The sequence below is a fragment of the Streptomyces sp. NPDC026522 genome, from assembly GCF_055567555.1.
This window is the reverse complement of sequence record NZ_JBVHQF010000012.1, coordinates 57,145-74,766: the sequence shown is the minus strand read 5'-3', so window position 1 is coordinate 74,766 and position 17,622 is coordinate 57,145. Positions and strand designations below refer to the sequence as shown.

At 70.2% G+C, this 17,622-nt stretch carries 17 protein-coding genes; 10 read left to right on the top strand and 7 right to left on the bottom strand.

What is annotated here, in order from left to right:
* Window positions 1-147: 147 nt before the first annotated feature.
* A complete protein-coding gene (gene ispD / locus ACZ4M3_RS27980; RefSeq protein WP_467737184.1) occupies window positions 148-894 on the bottom strand; it encodes a 2-C-methyl-D-erythritol 4-phosphate cytidylyltransferase in 747 nt (248 codons plus the stop codon).
* 296 nt (window positions 895-1,190) lie between these two features.
* Entirely contained in the window at window positions 1,191-1,673 is a 483-nt protein-coding gene (locus ACZ4M3_RS27975) for a CarD family transcriptional regulator (protein ID WP_003953493.1), read from the bottom strand.
* 679 nt (window positions 1,674-2,352) lie between these two features.
* On the opposite strand from ACZ4M3_RS27975, the gene ACZ4M3_RS27970 reads away from it, so the two are divergent.
* A complete protein-coding gene (locus tag ACZ4M3_RS27970) occupies window positions 2,353-3,024 on the top strand; it encodes a DUF461 domain-containing protein (protein WP_467737182.1) in 672 nt (223 codons plus the stop codon).
* Between the two features lie 115 nt (window positions 3,025-3,139).
* Here the strand turns inward: ACZ4M3_RS27970 and phoP are convergent, their stop codons facing one another.
* Both phoP and phoR read right to left on the bottom strand, forming a co-directional pair.
* A complete protein-coding gene (phoP, locus tag ACZ4M3_RS27965) occupies window positions 3,140-3,811 on the bottom strand; it encodes a two-component system response regulator PhoP (protein WP_465270294.1) in 672 nt (223 codons plus the stop codon).
* A 5-nt stretch (window positions 3,812-3,816) separates the two neighbouring features.
* Window positions 3,817-5,049, bottom strand: coding sequence for a two-component system sensor histidine kinase PhoR (phoR, locus tag ACZ4M3_RS27960; RefSeq protein WP_467737180.1), 1,233 nt, complete (start codon window positions 5,047-5,049; stop codon window positions 3,817-3,819).
* Between the two features lie 238 nt (window positions 5,050-5,287).
* On the opposite strand from phoR, the gene phoU reads away from it, so the two are divergent.
* From phoU to ACZ4M3_RS27945, 3 genes are all read left to right on the top strand, one after another.
* On the top strand, window positions 5,288-5,965 hold the full coding sequence (phoU, locus tag ACZ4M3_RS27955) for a phosphate signaling complex protein PhoU (protein WP_190187206.1): 678 nt from the start codon (window positions 5,288-5,290) through the stop codon (window positions 5,963-5,965).
* Window positions 5,966-6,071: 106 nt separating this feature from the next.
* Window positions 6,072-6,230, top strand: coding sequence for a hypothetical protein (locus ACZ4M3_RS27950; RefSeq protein WP_467737177.1), 159 nt, complete (start codon window positions 6,072-6,074; stop codon window positions 6,228-6,230).
* Window positions 6,231-6,801: 571 nt separating this feature from the next.
* Entirely contained in the window at window positions 6,802-7,023 is a 222-nt protein-coding gene (locus ACZ4M3_RS27945; protein WP_272259715.1) for a YozE family protein, read from the top strand.
* A gap of 1,026 nt (window positions 7,024-8,049) precedes the next feature.
* Here the strand turns inward: ACZ4M3_RS27945 and ACZ4M3_RS27940 are convergent.
* Window positions 8,050-9,297: an XRE family transcriptional regulator gene (locus ACZ4M3_RS27940; protein ID WP_467737173.1), complete on the bottom strand. Its 1,248-nt coding sequence runs from the start codon at window positions 9,295-9,297 to the stop codon at window positions 8,050-8,052.
* Window positions 9,298-9,457: 160 nt separating this feature from the next.
* Complete coding sequence (locus ACZ4M3_RS27935; protein ID WP_467737171.1) at window positions 9,458-9,790, bottom strand: GntR family transcriptional regulator; 333 nt, start codon at window positions 9,788-9,790, stop codon at window positions 9,458-9,460.
* Window positions 9,791-10,162: 372 nt separating this feature from the next.
* Between ACZ4M3_RS27935 and ACZ4M3_RS27930 the strand changes: the two genes are divergently transcribed.
* The 5 genes from ACZ4M3_RS27930 (at window position 10,163) to ACZ4M3_RS27910 (ending at window position 15,297) form a co-directional block, all read left to right on the top strand.
* Entirely contained in the window at window positions 10,163-10,903 is a 741-nt protein-coding gene (locus ACZ4M3_RS27930; RefSeq protein ID WP_467737169.1) for a sigma factor-like helix-turn-helix DNA-binding protein, read from the top strand.
* Window positions 10,900-11,538: an HNH endonuclease gene (locus tag ACZ4M3_RS27925; protein WP_467737167.1), complete on the top strand. Its 639-nt coding sequence runs from the start codon at window positions 10,900-10,902 to the stop codon at window positions 11,536-11,538. The genes ACZ4M3_RS27930 and ACZ4M3_RS27925 overlap by 4 nt, the downstream gene beginning before the upstream one ends.
* Window positions 11,535-13,145 (top strand): ATP-binding protein, encoded by a 1,611-nt coding sequence (locus tag ACZ4M3_RS27920; RefSeq protein WP_467737165.1) that lies wholly within the window; start codon window positions 11,535-11,537, stop codon window positions 13,143-13,145. The genes ACZ4M3_RS27925 and ACZ4M3_RS27920 overlap by 4 nt, the downstream gene beginning before the upstream one ends.
* A 250-nt stretch (window positions 13,146-13,395) precedes the next feature.
* The gene (locus ACZ4M3_RS27915) at window positions 13,396-13,566 is read left to right on the top strand and encodes a hypothetical protein (protein ID WP_467737163.1); all 171 of its coding nucleotides are present in this window, start codon (window positions 13,396-13,398) and stop codon (window positions 13,564-13,566) included.
* Between the two features lie 495 nt (window positions 13,567-14,061).
* Entirely contained in the window at window positions 14,062-15,297 is a 1,236-nt protein-coding gene (locus ACZ4M3_RS27910; RefSeq protein ID WP_467737161.1) for a tyrosine-type recombinase/integrase, read from the top strand.
* A 78-nt stretch (window positions 15,298-15,375) separates the two neighbouring features.
* Here the strand turns inward: ACZ4M3_RS27910 and ACZ4M3_RS27905 are convergent, their stop codons facing one another.
* On the bottom strand, window positions 15,376-16,137 hold the full coding sequence (locus ACZ4M3_RS27905; protein ID WP_467737159.1) for a phosphoglyceromutase: 762 nt from the start codon (window positions 16,135-16,137) through the stop codon (window positions 15,376-15,378).
* Window positions 16,138-16,333: 196 nt separating this feature from the next.
* On the opposite strand from ACZ4M3_RS27905, the gene ACZ4M3_RS27900 reads away from it, so the two are divergent.
* Complete coding sequence (locus tag ACZ4M3_RS27900) at window positions 16,334-17,620, top strand: MDR family MFS transporter (RefSeq protein ID WP_467737157.1); 1,287 nt, start codon at window positions 16,334-16,336, stop codon at window positions 17,618-17,620.
* Window positions 17,621-17,622 lie beyond the last annotated feature (2 nt).

The window sequence follows — 17,622 nt, the reverse complement described above, 5'->3', positions numbered from 1 at the left end:
GCGCACCACAGCTCGCGTCCGGCCTCGAAGGCGTGCACGTCGGTGCCGATCCCGACGAGCGGGATCAGCGGGGCGGCCGGGGCACCGGCGCCGGTGCCGCCGCCCTGACCGGCCGGATCGTCCTGACCGGCCGGACCCGCGGAGGAGCTAGTACGCATCGGTGGCCCTCCTGCGGGCGAGTACGGCCTCGGCGAGGACCAGGTCGAGCGGGCGGGTGACCTTGAAGGCCTCTTCGTGGCCGGGGACCGCCACGACGGTGACGCCGAGGCGTTCCACCATTCCGGCGTCGTCCGTGGCCCCCTCGCCGTTGACGGCGAACTTCTCGTGGGCGCGGCGCAGCGTGGCGAGGTCGAAGCCCTGCGGGGTCTGTACGGCGCGCAGCCGCGCCCGCTCGGGCGTGGCGACGACGGGCTCCGGCTCGCCGGGCTTGCCCGGCTCGACCTCCTTGACGGTGTCGGCCAGCGGCAGCGCGGGCACCACGGCGGGCGCGCCGTCGCGGACCGCCTCGACGACGGAGTCGACGGTCTCGACGGGGACCAGCGGGCGGGCCGCGTCATGGATGAGTACGGAGGTGACGTCCGCCGGGAGCGCCTCCAGGCCGGCGCGTACGGACCCCTGGCGGGTCTCGCGGCCGGGTACGACCACGACCTCGGTCCGCTCCGGCAGCGGGTGCTCGTCCAGCAGGCGGCGCACCTCGGCCGCGCCGTCGGACGGGGCGACGACCACGACCAGGGACACCGCGCGGGAGCGGGCCATGGCGCGGACGGCGTGGATCAGCATCGGTGTCCCGCCGAGGGCCCGCAGGGCCTTGGGGGCGCCGGGGCCGAGGCGTACCCCGCGCCCGGCGGCCGGGATCACGGCGGCGGTGCGGTGGGGGCGCGATTCGTCAGACATCAGTAGCTCCGAGCCAGGTTTGTGACTTCGGCCGACATGGGTATGGCGTGGGGGTGACGCCGGGTACGCAGCCCTCGCCCCTTCCGTGACGACCGGTCGAGTCGGCTGCCGGCCCGGGGTTACGCGTGCGGAGTCCGGGCACGATGTGGGCACAGGATGTGGACACAGACATGCCGCAGCGCCCGGCGACAAGTTTCCTTGTCATCGGGCACCGCGGCACAACTGTCTGCGAAGGGCCTGTACGACGGGGTCCGTGGAGCTGGACCCGTCCGGCTCGTCGCGTACGGGTTCTCGCGTCAGGACGCGAGGACCTCGTCGAGGAGGGCCTCGGCCTTGTCCTCGTTGGTGTTCTCGGCGAGCGCGAGCTCGCTCACCAGGATCTGGCGCGCCTTCGCGAGCATGCGCTTCTCGCCCGCGGAAAGCCCGCGCTCACGCTCACGGCGCCACAGGTCGCGCACGACTTCGGCGACCTTGATGACGTCGCCAGAAGCGAGCTTCTCCAGATTTGCCTTGTAGCGCCGGGACCAGTTCGTCGGTTCTTCTGCATACGGTGCGCGGAGCACCTCGAAGACCCGGTCCAGCCCGTCCTGGCCGACTACGTCGCGAACGCCGACGAACTCCGCATTGTCCGCAGGCACACGAACCGTCAGGTCGCCCTGGGCGACCTTGAGCACCAAGTAGGTCTTGTCCACGCCTTTGATCTGACGAGTCTCAATGGCCTCGATCAGCGCGGCCCCGTGATGGGGATAGACCACGGTGTCGCCAACCTTGAACGTCATGTGACAGGTACCCCTTCCGTGGCTATCCAGGGTAACACGAGAACTGACCGTTATGAATGGCGTTTTCGCAGGTCAGGGCACATCTCGGGGCTTGACAACAGCGACACGTACGTGCTGCGGAGGGCTTCCGGAAGGGGGTATTCGCAGGTCGGAGGCGCTGTGCGGACCGGACGAAACGACCACGCTACACCCGCGGGACTCGCCGCCCGGTGTGATGTACGTCCCGTTTTGCCGGGTTCGAAGGCTGAAAACCGAACTACTCCGTTCGACTGGCGGCGCCCGTACGGAGCGGTTCCGGCCCAATCCCCGAATTGATCACCGGGCGGTGTCCGGAGGAATCCGGGAATTGATCGACGAACGGCATGCGAGCGGCACGCGAACCGTGTGTCCGCGATCTTCGCGATGTCCGCGCGATTGGGCGAATGGGAGATCACCGGGCCGACGGGAGGTGATCGCACAGTGATCGCGGACCGATCGGGCGGTGACCGCGCGGACCCGCGCAGGGCGGCCCGGGCGCTGCGGAGGGTCGGGTGCGGGGGCGAGGCGGCGGCTCGGTAACCTAAGCGCGCTGACACACCCTTAGGGCGGCTTTACCTCAGCCGTCCGACGGGGCACCTCCCCCAGCGCGAGCTGGGGTCGTCCACCCTTCCGTCCGTACGTCCAAGGAGTTGCCGCCGCCGTGAGCCGCAGCCTTCGACGCGGCGCTCTCGCCGCTACCGCCATCGTGTTCTCGATCGCTTCGCTCTCCGCATGCGCTGCGGGCAACGACGCGCAGACTCTGGAGATCAAGCCGGACAACGCCGCCGTCACCAAGGGCGACATCAAGATCCAGAACGCCCTGGTGATCACCCAGGGCGCCAAGGACAAGAAGGGCCCGGCCGCCGTCTCCGCGACCGTCTTCAACTCCGGCAGCACCCCCCAGACCATTGACGCCATCACCCTCGCGGGTGGCAAGACCAAGGTGACGCTGAAGCCGGCCGAGGGCTCGGGCAAGGTCACCGTCCCGGCCGGCGGGTCCGTGGTGCTGGGCGGCAAGGGCAACGCCTCCGCCGTGGTCGAGGGCGGCCGCGAGGCCGTTCAGGACGGCAACGTGCAGGAGGTCGTCTTCCAGCTGAGCAACTCCGGTGACGTGAAGCTGGACGCCTACGTCGTCCCCGGCGCGGGCATGTACGCCGCGTTCGGCCCGACCGAGGCCCCCTCCGCCGCCCCCGGCGCGGCCGGCGCGAGCCCCTCGGGCAGCCCCTCCGGGGCCCCGGCGGGCACGCCGTCCGGCAGCCCCGCCGGCGCCGCCGCTTCGGGCGCGCCGTCCGGCACCCCCTCGGGGTCGGCCTCGCACGCCGCCGGTCACTGAGCCGCGCAGGCACGACGTACGGGAAGGGCCCCCATCCGCGGTGGATGGGGGCCCTTCCCGTACGTCTGCGACCGCTGACGGCCGGCCGCTACGGCCGACGCTGCGGCCCTGCGGCCTACGGCTCGAACTTGTAGCCGAGGCCGCGGACCGTGACCAGGTAGCGCGGCGCGCCCGGGTCCGGCTCGATCTTGGCGCGCAGGCGCTTGACGTGCACGTCGAGGGTCTTGGTGTCACCGACGTAGTCGGCGCCCCACACCCGGTCGATCAGCTGCATACGGGTCAGCACGCGGCCCGCGTTGCGCAGCAGCATCTCCAGCAGGTCGAACTCCTTGAGCGGGAGGTCCACCTTCCCGCCGGCGACGGTGACCACGTGCCGGTCGACGTCCATCCGTACGGGCCCGGCCTCCAGTGCGGCCGGGGTGACCTCCTCCGGCTCGCCGCGACGGCGCAGGACCGCGCGGATGCGGGCGACCAGCTCCCGCGAGGAGAAGGGCTTGGTCACGTAGTCGTCGGCTCCTATCTCCAGGCCGACGACCTTGTCGATCTCGCTGTCCTTGGCGGTCACCATGATCACCGGGACGTTGGAGCGGCCGCGCAGCTGGCGGCAGACTTCCGTGCCGGGCAGGCCGGGGAGCATCAGGTCGAGGAGGACGAGGTCGGCGCCGTTGCGCTCGAACTCGTCGAGCCCGTCGGGGCCGGTCGCGGCGATCGCGACCTCGAAGCCCTCCTTGCGGAGCATGTAGGACAGGGCGTCGCTGAAGGATTCCTCATCCTCGACGACGAGCACTCGGGTCACGGAAGGACCTCCGGGGCAGGGATGGCTGTTTCTGAGTCGAGCAGGGGTCGAGCGGGGGTGGTGGCCGGGGCGGGCGCGGCCGCTTCGGGAAGGCGCAGGGTGAAGGTGGAACCCTGGCCCTCCGAGCTCCAGACCGACACCTCCCCGCCGTGCGAAGCCGCTACGTGCTTCACGATGGCCAGACCCAGCCCGGTTCCTCCCGTGGCACGGGAGCGGGCGGGGTCGACACGGTAGAAACGCTCGAAGATGCGCTCGCGGTCCTTTTCCGGGATGCCGATGCCCTGGTCGGTCACGGCTATCTCGATCAAGTCTCCCCCCGGCGCGGTCACCCGGCGCGCGGCGATGCCGACGCGGGTGCGGGCGGGACTGTAGTTGACGGCGTTCTCCACGAGGTTGCCGAGGGCCGCCGCGAGCTGGCCGCGGTTGCCCCAGACCCGCAGGTCGGCGGTGCCTCCGGCGGCCATGGTGATCTGCTTGGAGGTCGCGGTGTGCCGGCAGCGGTCGATGGCCTCCGCCACGAGCGTGTCCACCCGGACGGGTTCGGCGTCCTCCAGCGGGTCGTCGTTCTGTACCCGGGAGAGGTCGATGAGTTCCTGTACGAGGTTGATCAGGCGGGTGGCCTCGATCTGCATGCGGCCGGCGAACCGGCTGACCGCCTCGGGATCGTCGCTGGCGTCCATGACGGCCTCGGAGAGCAGCGAGATCGCCCCGACCGGGGTCTTCAGCTCGTGCGAGACGTTCGCGACGAAGTCGCGGCGGACCGCCTCGATCCGCCGGGCCTCGGTCAGGTCCTCGACCAGCAGCAGCACCAGGCGGGAGCCGAGCGGCGCCACGCGGGCCGAGACGGCCAGGGCCTCGCCGCGGCCGGTGCCGCGCCGCGGCAGGTCGAGCTCGATCTGGCGTATCTCGCCGTCCCTGCGGGTGTCGCGGGCCATGTGGAGCATCGGCTCCACGGCGAGCTTGCCGCCGCGGACCAGGCCGAGCGCGTACGCCGCCGAGCTGGCCTTGACGACCGCGTCCCCCTCGTCGAGCACGACGGCGGAGGAGCGGAGCACGGAGAGGACGGTGTCCACCCCGGGCGGGAGCACCGCGTTGATGTCGGGGCGCATGGAGCTCCGGGTGGGGCGGGCCTGGTCGCGCTCGCTCCAGCGGAACGCCAGCATCGCGATCACACCGGTGCACAGCCCGGCGATCGCTGCAGCTGCGGCGACCGCCGCGTTCACGTCCATGCATCCAGGTTAAGCAGGCGCGATGACACTTCCACAGCCGTTCGGGTGGCAGCTCGAACACTCGTCGCCCAGAGTTCACCCTGGGTACGGTGGTGATTCACTTGCGGTGCCGGATCCGGACGCGTTCGCGGCCCACCGTGTCAGCGTGGGGCAAGACGCCCACGCGGCCGCCGGAGCGCCTCGCAGCGCCTTGGAGCGAGCGGTAAGAGTTGAGCGAGCAGGCAAGAGAGGGACACCAATGCGCGACGCGTACCACGAGGAACTGGACTCGATCGGAGAAAGCCTGGTCGAGATGGCCCGGCTCGTAGGTTCCGCGATCGGGCGGGCCACGACGTCCATGCTCGACGCCGACCTGAAGCTGGCGGAGAGCGTCATCGCCGCCGACCAGAAGGTCGACGACCTCCAGCACGACCTGGAAGCCCGCGCCATCGCGCTGCTCGCCCGGCAGCAGCCGGTCGCCACCGATCTGCGCATCGTCGTGACCTCGCTGCGCATGAGCGCTGACCTGGAGCGCTCCGGCGACCTGGCGCAGCACGTGGCGAAGCTGGCGCGGCTGCGCTTCCCGGACACGGCGGTGCCGCGGGACCTGCACGCCACCATCCTGGAGATGGGGCAGCTGGCGCAGCGGCTGATGGCGAAGGCGGCCGAGGTCATCATCACGAAGGACGTCGACCTGGCGCTCCAGCTGGAGCAGGACGACGACGAGATGGACCAGCTGCACCGCACGCTGTTCCAGCACCTGATGGACGACCGCTGGAAGCACGGCATCGAGACGGCGGTCGACGTGACGCTGCTGGGCCGCTACTACGAGCGCTTCGCGGACCACGCGGTGTCGGTCGCCAAGCGCGTCGTCTACCTGGTGACGGGCGAGCACGCGGACGAGCTGCAGCCGCCGACCCAGGTCGAGGGCGTCTGAGCGGGAGAGCTCGCGAGAGCTCCAGTGCGCCGTTGACGCGCCGGTGCCACTGGGCGTGAATGGGGGCGAAGGCACACCGCCTGCGCACCGCCTGCGAGGAGGATCCATGCCCGATTCCCCCGTCCCCATCACCCCGGAGCACGAGCTGCCGCAGCCCCCGCCGTCGCGGGAGCCGCTCCGACTCCCGCTGCTGGCGGCCTGCGGCTGCGGCTCGGGCTGCGGCTGCGGCTGCCAGTCCGGCGCCCCCTGCCAGTGCGGCGGCTGACCGCCACCACCGGCCCCGCACCAGAAGGCCCCCCACCCGCCGGGCAACCGGCAGGTGGGGGGCCTCTTCGTGGCTCGGGTTACTTCTTGCCCTGGGTCTGGCGGGCCCGTTTTCCTGCCCTGGTCAGAGGCCCGCGCACCCCGCCTGACCTGCTGCTGAGCGGTCGTCATTGGTCGTTGTCCCTCGCCCCTGGTCGCCCTCGCAGGGCCCAGAGAGGGCCCAGGAACGGGGCCCCGGCCGGTGCCGGCCTACCGTCCCGCCGCCCACGTAGCGGCTTGTCGCTTGTCTTGTCGCTTGTCGCTTGTCGGCCTTGTTTCGCCAGGTCACGGCTGAGCGGCATGGCACCGGAAAGCAGTTGGGGCTTAAGGCGACAAGCGACAAGCGACAAGACAAGGACAGGAAGAACCGCCCTCCGGGCGGCGACTCATCGGCGCCCCGGCCGGCGCGACTCCGGAAACGTGGCGGCTACCGGGTTCGCACTCGGGCCTTCCAAAGAGGAGCGCTTCAGAGGGGTGGGCTTGGGGATTGCCGTTTCCCCACCGCGCCGCCGCGGTGGTGGAACGATGTCGGAATGAGTCGAACCCAGGGCTTCACATCGTGGTTGAAGACGCACGCGAAGGATCAGAGCGCGATCGGTGACTTGGCGCGTGATGTCGCTGCCGATCCCGACTGGCCAAGTCGGCGGCAGCTCAGCGGCCAACGGGAGTATCTGGAGGAGCGGGGCGCCATCCCGGCTGCGGTGGAGACCCTGGAACGTGCGTGGGAACTTTACGAGGCTCGGCAGGAGGGGTGACGCACAAGCAAGAGGAGCACCCCCGGCGTTGGCGGGGGTGCTCCTCTTGCCTGTGCCTGCGGGGAGGTTGCCGCCCAACCTGTGCGCCTACAACGACGGCTCTTCAGAGAAGACGGCCGCAGCCACCTGAAGAGCCGTCGGCGCCACGGGAGCATGCAGCTCTTAGCCGGGGGCACCTGCCGTCCTAGAGAGTTGAGGGAAGACAGTGTCCGCAGCGTCCGCTGGACGCTCTCGCCCTGCTCTGACCTGCGCGAATCGTGCGGACGCTAAGAGAACTGGCTAGCGTCCGACAGTGTCCGCAGCGTCCGCAGCACCCACCCCCGACTAAGAGCATCACCGCAGGTCAAAGTCGTCCCTAGGGAAAGGTCCTGTGGACGCTACACCCCCACTTGGCGCGGCAGCGAGACGAAGAGGCCACCAAGGCGCGGCCAGGTGGCCTCTTCCACACGGCTGCCAGCGGGCGACGGCAGGGAGACCAAAACGGTCAGAGACATCGGACGCGGTTACCGGTTACCGGTTACAGGCCGACGACACCGCACCTCCCCGCCCTGAACAGCGCGAACCGGCGTCCAGGCGGCCTGTAACCGGTAACCGGTAACCGGTAACCACCCCACGGCGCATCGGAAGGAGGCTCGGCGTCACGGCCGTCACGGCAGCCGTGACGCCAGAGTCACGCAGGTCCAGGGCACCGAGGCCGACCAGGCCGTCACGTGCAACGCGGCGTGACGCGGGGGCGTCACACCCATGACGTCCCGCCAGTCGCTCACACGGCCATGCCCCACTGAGCGGCGAGCGCGAGCGCAGCGAGCTGCCAGGGGTCGGCGGCCGAAGGCCGCTCCTTCCAGTTCCTTCTCCGGCTCGCAGAGCCCCGGAAACAGGCGCTAGGTCTAGCACCAGAGGTCGCTAGGTCTAGCACCAGTCCTAGCAACTTGAATGGTCTCTGACCTGGGAACTAGCGACTAGCAGGGATAGACGAAACCCCGGCATCCGACCGGAAACCGGGGCTTCGGGGCTGAGCAAGGCGCGCTAGCCGGGCAGGAACCCAGGGTTCTCCTGTCCCAGCGTCCGCAGGTTGGCGAGGTAGTCCTGCGCCGCCGGCTCGGCGCTGTACCGGCGCTTCATCTCCGCCGCGAGTTCGCGACTGGTCATGATGAGCGACGGCACCGATTGACGGTCGCCCTGGAGCGCGCGTTCACCCATGATGAGGGCTCCCTCAAGGTCACCCGCTCGGGCGGCCGTCACCCCGAGCGTGACGCGAGCCTCCGCGTTCCGCATGGGTGCCCGCTCCGTCCCGTCGAAGTCCGTCCCCGCGCGAAGCACCTCCTCGGCGAGGGTGCTCGCTAGCTTGTCCTCGCCCACCAGTCGATAGCAGTCCATCGCGTAGAAATCGAACTTGGCCGGGTCCACTACGAAGTGGTTGTCGAGGTTCTGCGGGTGCGGCATCCCTTCGAGCATGCGCCGGCCACGGTCGAGAGCTACCTCGACCTGCCGCCGGTCTCCGAGCCGCGCCCACGCCTTCGCTTCCTGCGCCGCGAGCTGCACGACGACGCCGTGGTGTTCCGCGACTTCGGCCCCCGCCTGAGCGGCCGCAATGACGCCGCGGTAGTCGCCGGTCGTGAGAGCGAACCAGGCACGCATTTCATGGGCCCACCCCGCGACCTCACCGTGGTCGGACTCGGTGGCGATGGAGAGCGCGGCCCGGCGGGTCGACTCGGCCGCATGACGTTCGCCAGAGTCGTACTCGACACAGCCCACGAGCAGGGCGAGCCAGCCCGAGAGTGCGAGTACCTCGCGGTGCTGGGCCAGCGTGAGGCTCTTCGAGTGAAGGTCGACCACGCGCCGCAGCCAAGCCCGGCCCTCAATGAGGAGCTGAGCACTGGGCATGAACGGGTACTCGGAGCACAGCCGGTCGGTCGTGATCCGGAGCGCGTCTAGCGTCGCGTTGTCGACGTCGGAGCGATTGAGCCGACTTACGATCTCCAAGGTCTCCATGCCGCTCGCCTCCATGATCTCCCGCTCCCCGTCCCTCCGCGCGGGCGCCGGGAAGAGCGCGTGCGTCACGGTGCCGAAGAGGGCCGCGATGACGGGGCGGTAGAAGTCGTTCGGGGTGGCGCCTGACTCCCAGCGCTTCCACTGACGGATCAGGCTGTCGTCGGAGGGAAGCTCGCCTGGGGCATGGGCTCGAAGAGCCTTCACCGCGTCTCGTTGCGACCAGTCCCGCGCCGCGCGCTCTGCCGCCATCCGTCGTGCCCATGCAGGCCTGTCGTCGCCCATGTGCCCTCTCTCCCGAGTGCCTAACGCGAGTCTCACCTGTCCCCCCTGGGGACACACAAGGGGACAGCCAGGGGACTTCGAGGGTGTCCCCCCGCCTGACGAGCTGTCACTTAGCTGTCACTTACGGATCAACACCTGGACGCAGCAAGCTGGTTACAGATCAAGCACCACTAGCGCCGCATCGCGATTCCAGCTCTGCGACGCGTTCAGTCAACGCCTGAATCTGGGAGCGCATTTCCTTGATCTCGTCCGACTTATCGCCCTGCCCGACACCGCCCGCAGCGAAGTTTCCGAGATTGCCAGAAGACACGATCACCCCTTCAGCCCGCAGGATGGCAAGGCCGTTCTGGATGGTCTGGCCGGCGTACCCGAAGCGCTCGACCAGCTCCCTCTGCGTAGGGAGCCGCTCGCCGGGACGCATCGACGCGACCTCGGCCCGCAGCGCGTCGGCGACTTGGGCGGCTTTCGACTTGGGTCCTCCCGTAGCTGTCATGCCCTGAGACTACCCACCAGAGCGAACTAGTGCACACCACTCGACGACTCTTGACGACTAGCGCGCACTAGTGCACGCTAGTTCACGAGAGGGCGGCTGAGGCAGCGCCGAGAACGCAAGAAAGCCCTGTTCAACGCCAGGGCTTCAACAGGGAGCGGCCACCTACCGCCAAGCAGTCAGCCGCTCCCCGACCCTTGAAGGGGTAAATCCATCATGCCTGGAACTGTCGTAAAGCGTAGGAGTAGGAGCTCTGGAACCGCCCCGGGCAGCGGCCCGGGAGGTCGGCGCTTAGAGAACGGCGAGATCATTCCGCTGACTGCCGAGCAGTCCGAACGGCTCGCCGTGTTGTTCGATGCCCACGGGGACCGCTTGGTGCGGTTCGCCTACTCCCGGCTGTGCGGTGCCCGGATGGGAAACGGTGAGGCGTGGGCGCTGGCCGAGGACGTCGTTCAGTCCATGTGGGTGCGGGTAGCCCGCAGCGGAGCGGCCGACGTGCTGGGGCACCCGGAGTGGTCCGAGACGGAGACCCGCAAGGTCCTGTTCGTCCGGGTGAAGCGCGAGATTGCGGAGCATTTCGCGCTGATGCGGTCTTCGGAGACGGCGGTGGACTGGACGGAGCCCGCCACGTGCAACACGCTGTGCCCGCTGTTGCCCAACCAGTGTGCCTGGGTTGACCTGCCCGATTACCTGGCCAGGATGGTGGCCGCGCTTCCGGAGCGCGAGCGGGAAGCTCTGCTGCTGAAGCTGGACGGCATGCCCCACAACGTGATGGGCGAGCGGCTGGGGTGCAGCAAGTCCACCGCTGACCGGCTCGCGAAAACCGCGATCCTGCTGCTTCAGATCGACAACCCCGAGCTGTCCTGCTCCCCGGTGGCCATGGAGTCGCTGCCGGAGTGGCAGCAGCGCGCGCTGGCGGCACGGAGCGCGGCGCAGCGGGAGGTTCTCCTGCGGCTGGACGACGTGGCCCGGGCTGCGCTGCTCCTGAGCGGAGAGGTGCCCACGCGGGACATCGCCAAGCGGCTCGGGGTCAGCCGGGAGCGGGTGGCGGGGGCGACCGCGTGCGCCCCCATGCTGCGCGCTCTGGGTGCCGAAGACATGGAGCAGGCGGCATGAGGAACCGGCATCCGCTCAACTCCGCACGCCGACGGCAACGCAAGGAACAGCTGGCCCGCCGCGACGGTCTGCGGTGCGCCTACTGCGCGCACCCGTTCGCCTCGCTGCGGGAGGCGACGCTTGATCACGTCGTGCCGGTGTCGGTGCTGCGGACGTGGTCGGCTGGCCACCTCGTGCTGGCCTGCCCGCCGTGCAACCACGCCAAGGCCGACCGCCTCCCCCTCCTGATCGCGCTGCTGCTGATCGAGGCGGTGGACGGGGTGGATGCCCCGGCCGTCCGCCCCGGCATCCACCCGCCTTCCCCCCTCGACCAGTCGACCCCGCCGGATGAGCAGAGTCCGCTGATCGAGTCGGGTGGAAGTCGGGTGGATCGGGTCGATGTTCACCGCTCGACCGCGGTGTTCACGCGGGACGTTTTGCGGGGCCTGGCGCGGCTGGCTCTAGCCCGGCAGTCGGCCGACCGGACGGCCGTCGCGTCGGGTGGACGGTCGGGTGTTCACCAGCGCGTTCACCGTGTTCACGAACACCCCCGCACGGCCGTCCAGCCCAGGTCACGAGGCGATCGGTCGACCCGCACCCGACTGTGCTCCGACCCCCACGGACCCGCCCACACCCCGCGAAGGGAGTCTGCGTGAACACCACGGTGAACACCGTGAACGGCCCCGCCAAGACCACCGATCCTCAGCCCCCGACCGGCCCGCAGAAGGCCAACCGATCGACCCCGACCGACCCGGGAGCCGGGGAGGGGAAGAAGCCTTCGGCAGCGTCCCGGCTCGTCGCGCTGGCCCGTGAGGGGTACACGTTCGTCACCTCGACCGACGGCCGCCCGTACGCGGTCGCGATCGACGGACCGAACATCGCCCTCCCCCTGCGCGGCCGGGCCGGACTGCGCCAGCGTCTCGCCCGCAAGTACGCCGACACCTACGACGGCGACGTGGCCTCACAGTCCGCGCTGGCGGACGCCATGATGGTCCTGGAGGGAGTCGCCGAGAAGGACGACCCCGCGCCCGTGGACCTGCGGGTGGGAGGCGGCCCGAACGGCATCGTCGTGGACCTGGGCAGCGCGGACGGCCGGGCGGTGACCGTGTCGGCCGGCGGCTGGCACATCGTGGACCGCTCCCCGATCCTGTTCCGCCGATCCGGCGCCATGGCACCCATGCCCGCCCCGGTCCTGGACGGCGACGGCCTGGCCAAGCTCCACGCCCTGCTGAACATGGACGCGCCCACCTTCCACCAGCTCGTCGGCTGGCTCGTCGCGGCCTGGATCCCCTACATCCCGCACCCGGTGATCACCTTCAAGGGCGAACAGGGCACGGGGAAGTCGAAGACGGCGCAGATGGTCGTCAACCTCATCGACCCCTCCCCTGCCAGCAAGCGGAGCCAGCCCCGGGACGTCAAGGCCTGGTCGGCTCAGGCCTTCAACTCCTGGGCCCTGTGCCTGGACAACATCAGCACGATCCCGCCCTGGCTGTCCGACACCCTGTGCAAGGCCGTGACCGGCGACGGCATCGTGGACCGCGCCCTCTACACCGACGACGACGTGGTCGTGCTCTCCTTCCGGCGGGTCCTCGCGATGACCACCATCGACGCCGGAGCCCTGGCCGGAGACCTCGCAGAGCGACTCCTCATGCTCGACCTGCAGCTCATCGAGGAGGACCAGCGCCGCACCGAGGAGGAACTCGACGCCGCCTTCGAGGCAGTCCGCCCCGCCGTCCTGGGCGCCCTCTTCGACCTCCTGGCGGCCGTCCTCGCCGTCCTGCCCGGCATCAAGCTGGACTCCATGCCCCGCATGGCCGACTTCGCCCGCGTCCTCGCCGCCGTCGACCAGGTCCAGGAGTGGCACACCCTCGACTCCTACCTCGCCACCTCAGCCAACGTCGCCGGAGACGCGCTCGAAGGCGACCCCTTCGGCACAGCCGTCGCCGCCCTCGTGGAGGAGTGCGGGACCTGGAGCGGCACCGCCGCCCAACTCCTGGAGCAACTCCCGCTCCCCGGAGGGTTCCGGCCGCAGGGCTGGCCCAAGGACGCCACCCGGGCCAGCGGGCGCATCAAACGGCTCGCGCCGCTCCTGCGGTCGATCGGGGTGGCCGTGGACGACACGCAACGTAGCCAGGACCGGCACCGCCACCGCCTACTCGTCCTCTCTCGGATCGACCCCGCCCCGCCCGCAGCGTCCGCACCCCCGCTCTGGCCCGAAGTGGCATCACTCGGGCAAGGCCGCACCATCCCTGAACAGCACTGACACCGCCGGATCACCCCCGGACCGGGCCGCGCACCAGCGGCCCGGGCACGTCAGCCCCTGCGGACGCTAGCCCCCGCCGGCGTCCGCAGCGTCCACACCAGCGTCCACACAGCAAACCGCGTCCGACCTGCACGGACAGACAGCCCGCGGACGCTGGGGCGCTATGGACGCTGCGATGCAGCAACTCTCTAGGACCGCGACCGCACCGACCCTCAGCAAGCCGCCACGGACACGAGGAGTCACCCCGCCCATGCCCGCCAACAACCCGGACAACGACGCCCGCGCGATCCTCCGCGCCGGACTCCCCGACCGGTACCTGACGCCCGAAGACCTCGGATTCCGCGTCGGCCGGCACATCCGCTACGACCCCAGCGCCGTCCACGCCTGGATCCGCGAACAGGCCGACCGCGACGCCGCCTGAGGACCCCGACGTCCTCCACGCAGAGCTACTGCCCACTGCCTACTGCCCACCGGGCACTAGACAGTAGGACCCCTTCAGTAGCCGCCTCACCGCCCCTGAACAGGCCTGTTGGCAGTAGGCAGTAGGCACTAGCCGGTGGGCAGTAGGCAGTAGCTCCCCGTCACAGCGTCCGAGAGGGCGCCACAGGTAGAGCCACCCCTTTACCCCGGTAGCGGGGGCGGTAGCGGCCCCTAACCAGCCCGGTAGCGCCGGTAAAGGGGGCCAACCCACCCCTCAAAAACCCAGGGAAGCGCCAGGGAGGCAGGGAGAACTCCCTAACTACCTCCCTGGGCCGCCTCCCTCCACCTGAGCTGCGCAGACAGCCCCTCAGGGAGGCAGGGAGGCAACCCGCCAACCAGCCCCAGAACCCCCGCAGAGAGCGTGCCGGCCACCCCCGTCTGGCCTCCCTGGGCACCAGCCACGACCAAACCCACCTACTCGAAGGAACCGCCCAACATGGCAGGCAGCATCCAAGACCGTTGGTTCAGGACCGAGACCGACGACAACGGCAAGACCACCCGAGTGAAGACCGAGCGCCACGGCACCGGCATGCGCTACAGGGCGCGCTACTTCGCGCCCGATGGGAAGCGGAAGTCCAAGTCCTTCGAGGACGGACAGAAGCGCCTCGCCGAGCAGTGGCTCAGCACCATCAGCGCGGACGTCGCGCGCGGCCAGTACATCGACCCGAACGCGGCCCGGACGTCCTTCAAGGAGTTCGCGGAGAAGTGGCTGGCGAGCCAGAGCGGCGACCCGAACACCCGAGCGTCGATGACCTCTCAGCTGAAGCTCCACGCCTTCCCACGCATCGGGGACCGTCCGCTCGGCTCGTTCCAGCCGAGCCACATCCGCGAGTTCGTGACGCAGCTCGAAGCCTCCGGCATGTCCGGCTCGTACGCCCGCGTCATCTTCTCCAACGTGCGCGCCGTCCTCAGCGCGGCCGTCGAGGACGGCTGTCTGCCCCGGAACCCCTGCAACTCGCGCACGGTGGCGCTCCCCGAGATGGGCGCGCGGCGTGTGGTCCCCTGGCAGCCGGAGCGGGTCTTCGCCGTGCGGGGCGCCCTGGTCGAGCGGTTCCAGCCCATGGTGGACGTGGGCGCCGGATGCGGGCTGCGGCAGGGCGAGATCCTGGGGCTGTCCGTCGAGGAACTCGACTTCGACAACGGCACGCTTCACGTCGTCCATCAGCTCAAGCAGAGCCTGAGCGTGCCCGTGTTCGCCCCGCCTAAGGGCGGCAAGCTGCGCGACGTACCACTGCCCGACCCCGTGGTGGACGCGCTCAAGGCGCACATGAAGCGCTTCCCGCCCGTGGAGATCACGCTGCCCTGGATGCGCGCCGGCGGCCAGCCCGTCACGAAGCGCCTGATCTTCACCGGCCCGCAGGGCGGGCACCTGTGGCGCACGTCGGTGAACGAGGACCACTGGAAGCCCGCACTCGCCAAGGTCGGGGTCATCCCCGCGGCTAAGAGCCGTGAGCACGCCGCCGCGCGGGAGCACGGCATGCACGCGCTGAGGCACTTCTACGCGTCCGTGCTGCTGGACGTAGGAGAGAGCATCAAGGCCGTGAGCGAGTACCTGGGGCACTCGGATCCGGGACTCACTCTGAAGGTCTACGCCCACCTCATGCCGAGCAGCAGGGACCGCGCTCGGGAGGCTCTCGCTAGGGCTCTGCGGCCGGACGGTCCCCCACGCTGAGGGCCCACAGTGGGCCCAGGGCAAACGAATGCCCCCGATCCGCGCCGTGTGCGCAGGTCAGGGGCATGATCGCTTTGCCTACTTCTTCTTGCCCTGGTTCTTGACGGCCTCGATGGCGGCCGCGGCGGCGGTCGGGTCGAGGTAGGTGCCGCCCGGGGTGAGGGGCTTGAAGTCGGCGTCCAGCTCGTAGGAGAGCGGGATGCCGGTGGGGATGTTGAGGCCCGCGATGTCGGCGTCCGAGATGCCGTCCAGGTGCTTGACCAGGGCGCGCAGGGAGTTGCCGTGGGCGGCGACCAGGACGGTGCGGCCGGTCAGCAGGTCCGGGACGATGGCGTCGTACCAGTACGGGAGCATGCGGACGACGACGTCCTTGAGGCACTCCGTGCGCGGGCGCAGCTCCGGCGGGATCGTCGCGTAGCGCGCGTCGGCCGACTGCGAGAACTCCGTACCGTCCTCGAGGGGCGGCGGCGGGGTGTCGTACGAGCGGCGCCACAGCATGAACTGCTCCTCGCCGAACTCGGCGAGCGTCTGGGCCTTGTCCTTGCCCTGGAGCGCGCCGTAGTGGCGCTCGTTCAGGCGCCAGGAGCGGTGGACCGGGATCCAGTGGCGGTCGGCGGCCTCCAGCGCCAGCTGCGCGGTGCGGATCGCGCGCTTCTGGAGCGAGGTGTGCACGACATCGGGGAGCAGGCCGGCGTCCTTGAGCAGCTCACCGCCGCGGACCGCCTCCTTCTCGCCCTTCTCGTTGAGATTGACGTCCACCCAGCCGGTGAACAGGTTCTTCGCGTTCCACTCGCTCTCGCCGTGGCGGAGGAGGATCAGCTTGTACGGTGCGTCGGCCATGCGTACGAGCCTAATGGACGGCCCGGGGCGCCCGCGCCCGGTGTCCACGGCGGTCGCGGGCCCGTTCCCGCCCTTGCCGGACCCCGGCCGATTCCCGGTCGATTGACGCTCGGCGTCAATTGGGTGGCGGGTCGAGTACGTGCGCTCGTACGGTGCGGAGAGCCATAGGGGCACTTACTTTCCGGGGGGAATCCGCATGTCGGTGGGCCGTTTGACACGGGGGGCGCGGGAGAGCGTGGCGGGGCTGCCGCGGGCCTTCTGGTGGCTGTGGACGAGCACGCTGATCAACCGGCTGGGGGCCTTCGTCGCCACCTTCATGACCTTGTACCTGACCATCGACCGGGGTTACTCGGCCTCGTTCGCCGGCCTCGTGCTGGCCCTGCACGGGCTGGGCGGCGTGCTCTCCTCGCTGGTCGCGGGGGTGATGACCGACCGGCTGGGGCGGCGGCCGACGCTGCTCGCCGCGCAGCTCTCGACCGCGTTCTCGGTGGCGCTGCTGGGGTTCATGGAGCACCCGGGGGCGATCGCGGCGGTGGCGCTGCTGGTCGGCATGACCTCGAACGCCTCCCGCCCGGCGGTCACGGCGATGATGGCGGACATCGTGCGGCCCGAGGACCGGGTACGGGCCTTCGCGCTGAACTACTGGGCCATCAACCTCGGCTTCGGTGTGAGCGCGACGGCCGCCGGGCTGGTGGCGGAGTACAGCTACCTGGCCGGGTTCCTGGGCGAGGCGACGCTGACCCTGCTGTGCGCGGTGCTGGTGTTCGTGAAGCTGCCCGAGTCCCGGCCGGTCAAGGACGCGGCCACGGGCGGGGACGCCGGGCCGGCGATCGGGCTGGGGACGGTGCTGCGCGACGGGCGGTTCATGGGGGTCGTCGGACTGTCCTTCCTGATCTCGCTGATCTTCACCCAGGGCTCGGTGGGGCTGCCGGTGGCGATGGGCGCGGCCGGGTTCTCGGCCGGGGACTACGGGATGGTCATCGCGGCGAACGGGCTGCTGATCGTGCTGCTCCAGATCCCGGTCACCCGGTTCATCGAGCACCGGGACCCGCAGCGGCTGCTGGTGGTCTCGGCGCTGCTGACGGGCTACGGGTTCGCGATGACCGCCTTCGCGGGGTCGCTGTGGGCGTACGCGCTGACGGTGTGCGTGTGGACGCTGGCCGAGATCGTGAACTCGCCGACGCAGATGGGACTGGTGGCGCGGCTGTCACCGGTCCACGGCCGCGGGCGCTACCAGGGCATGTACACGCTGTCGTGGGCGGTGGCGTCGCTGGTGGCTCCGCTGCTGGCCGGCTACGTGATCGACCACCTGGGGGCCGGGTGGCTGTGGGGGGCGACCGGGGTGCTGGGGACGGTGGCCGGGCTCGGGTACTGGCTGCTGATGCGGCGGCTGCCGGCGCCGGTGCCGGTGCCGGTGCCGGCGCCGGCGCCGACGGCAGCCCCCGTTCAGGCCCCGGGCCGGCCGGACCCGGCGGTCGCCTGAAA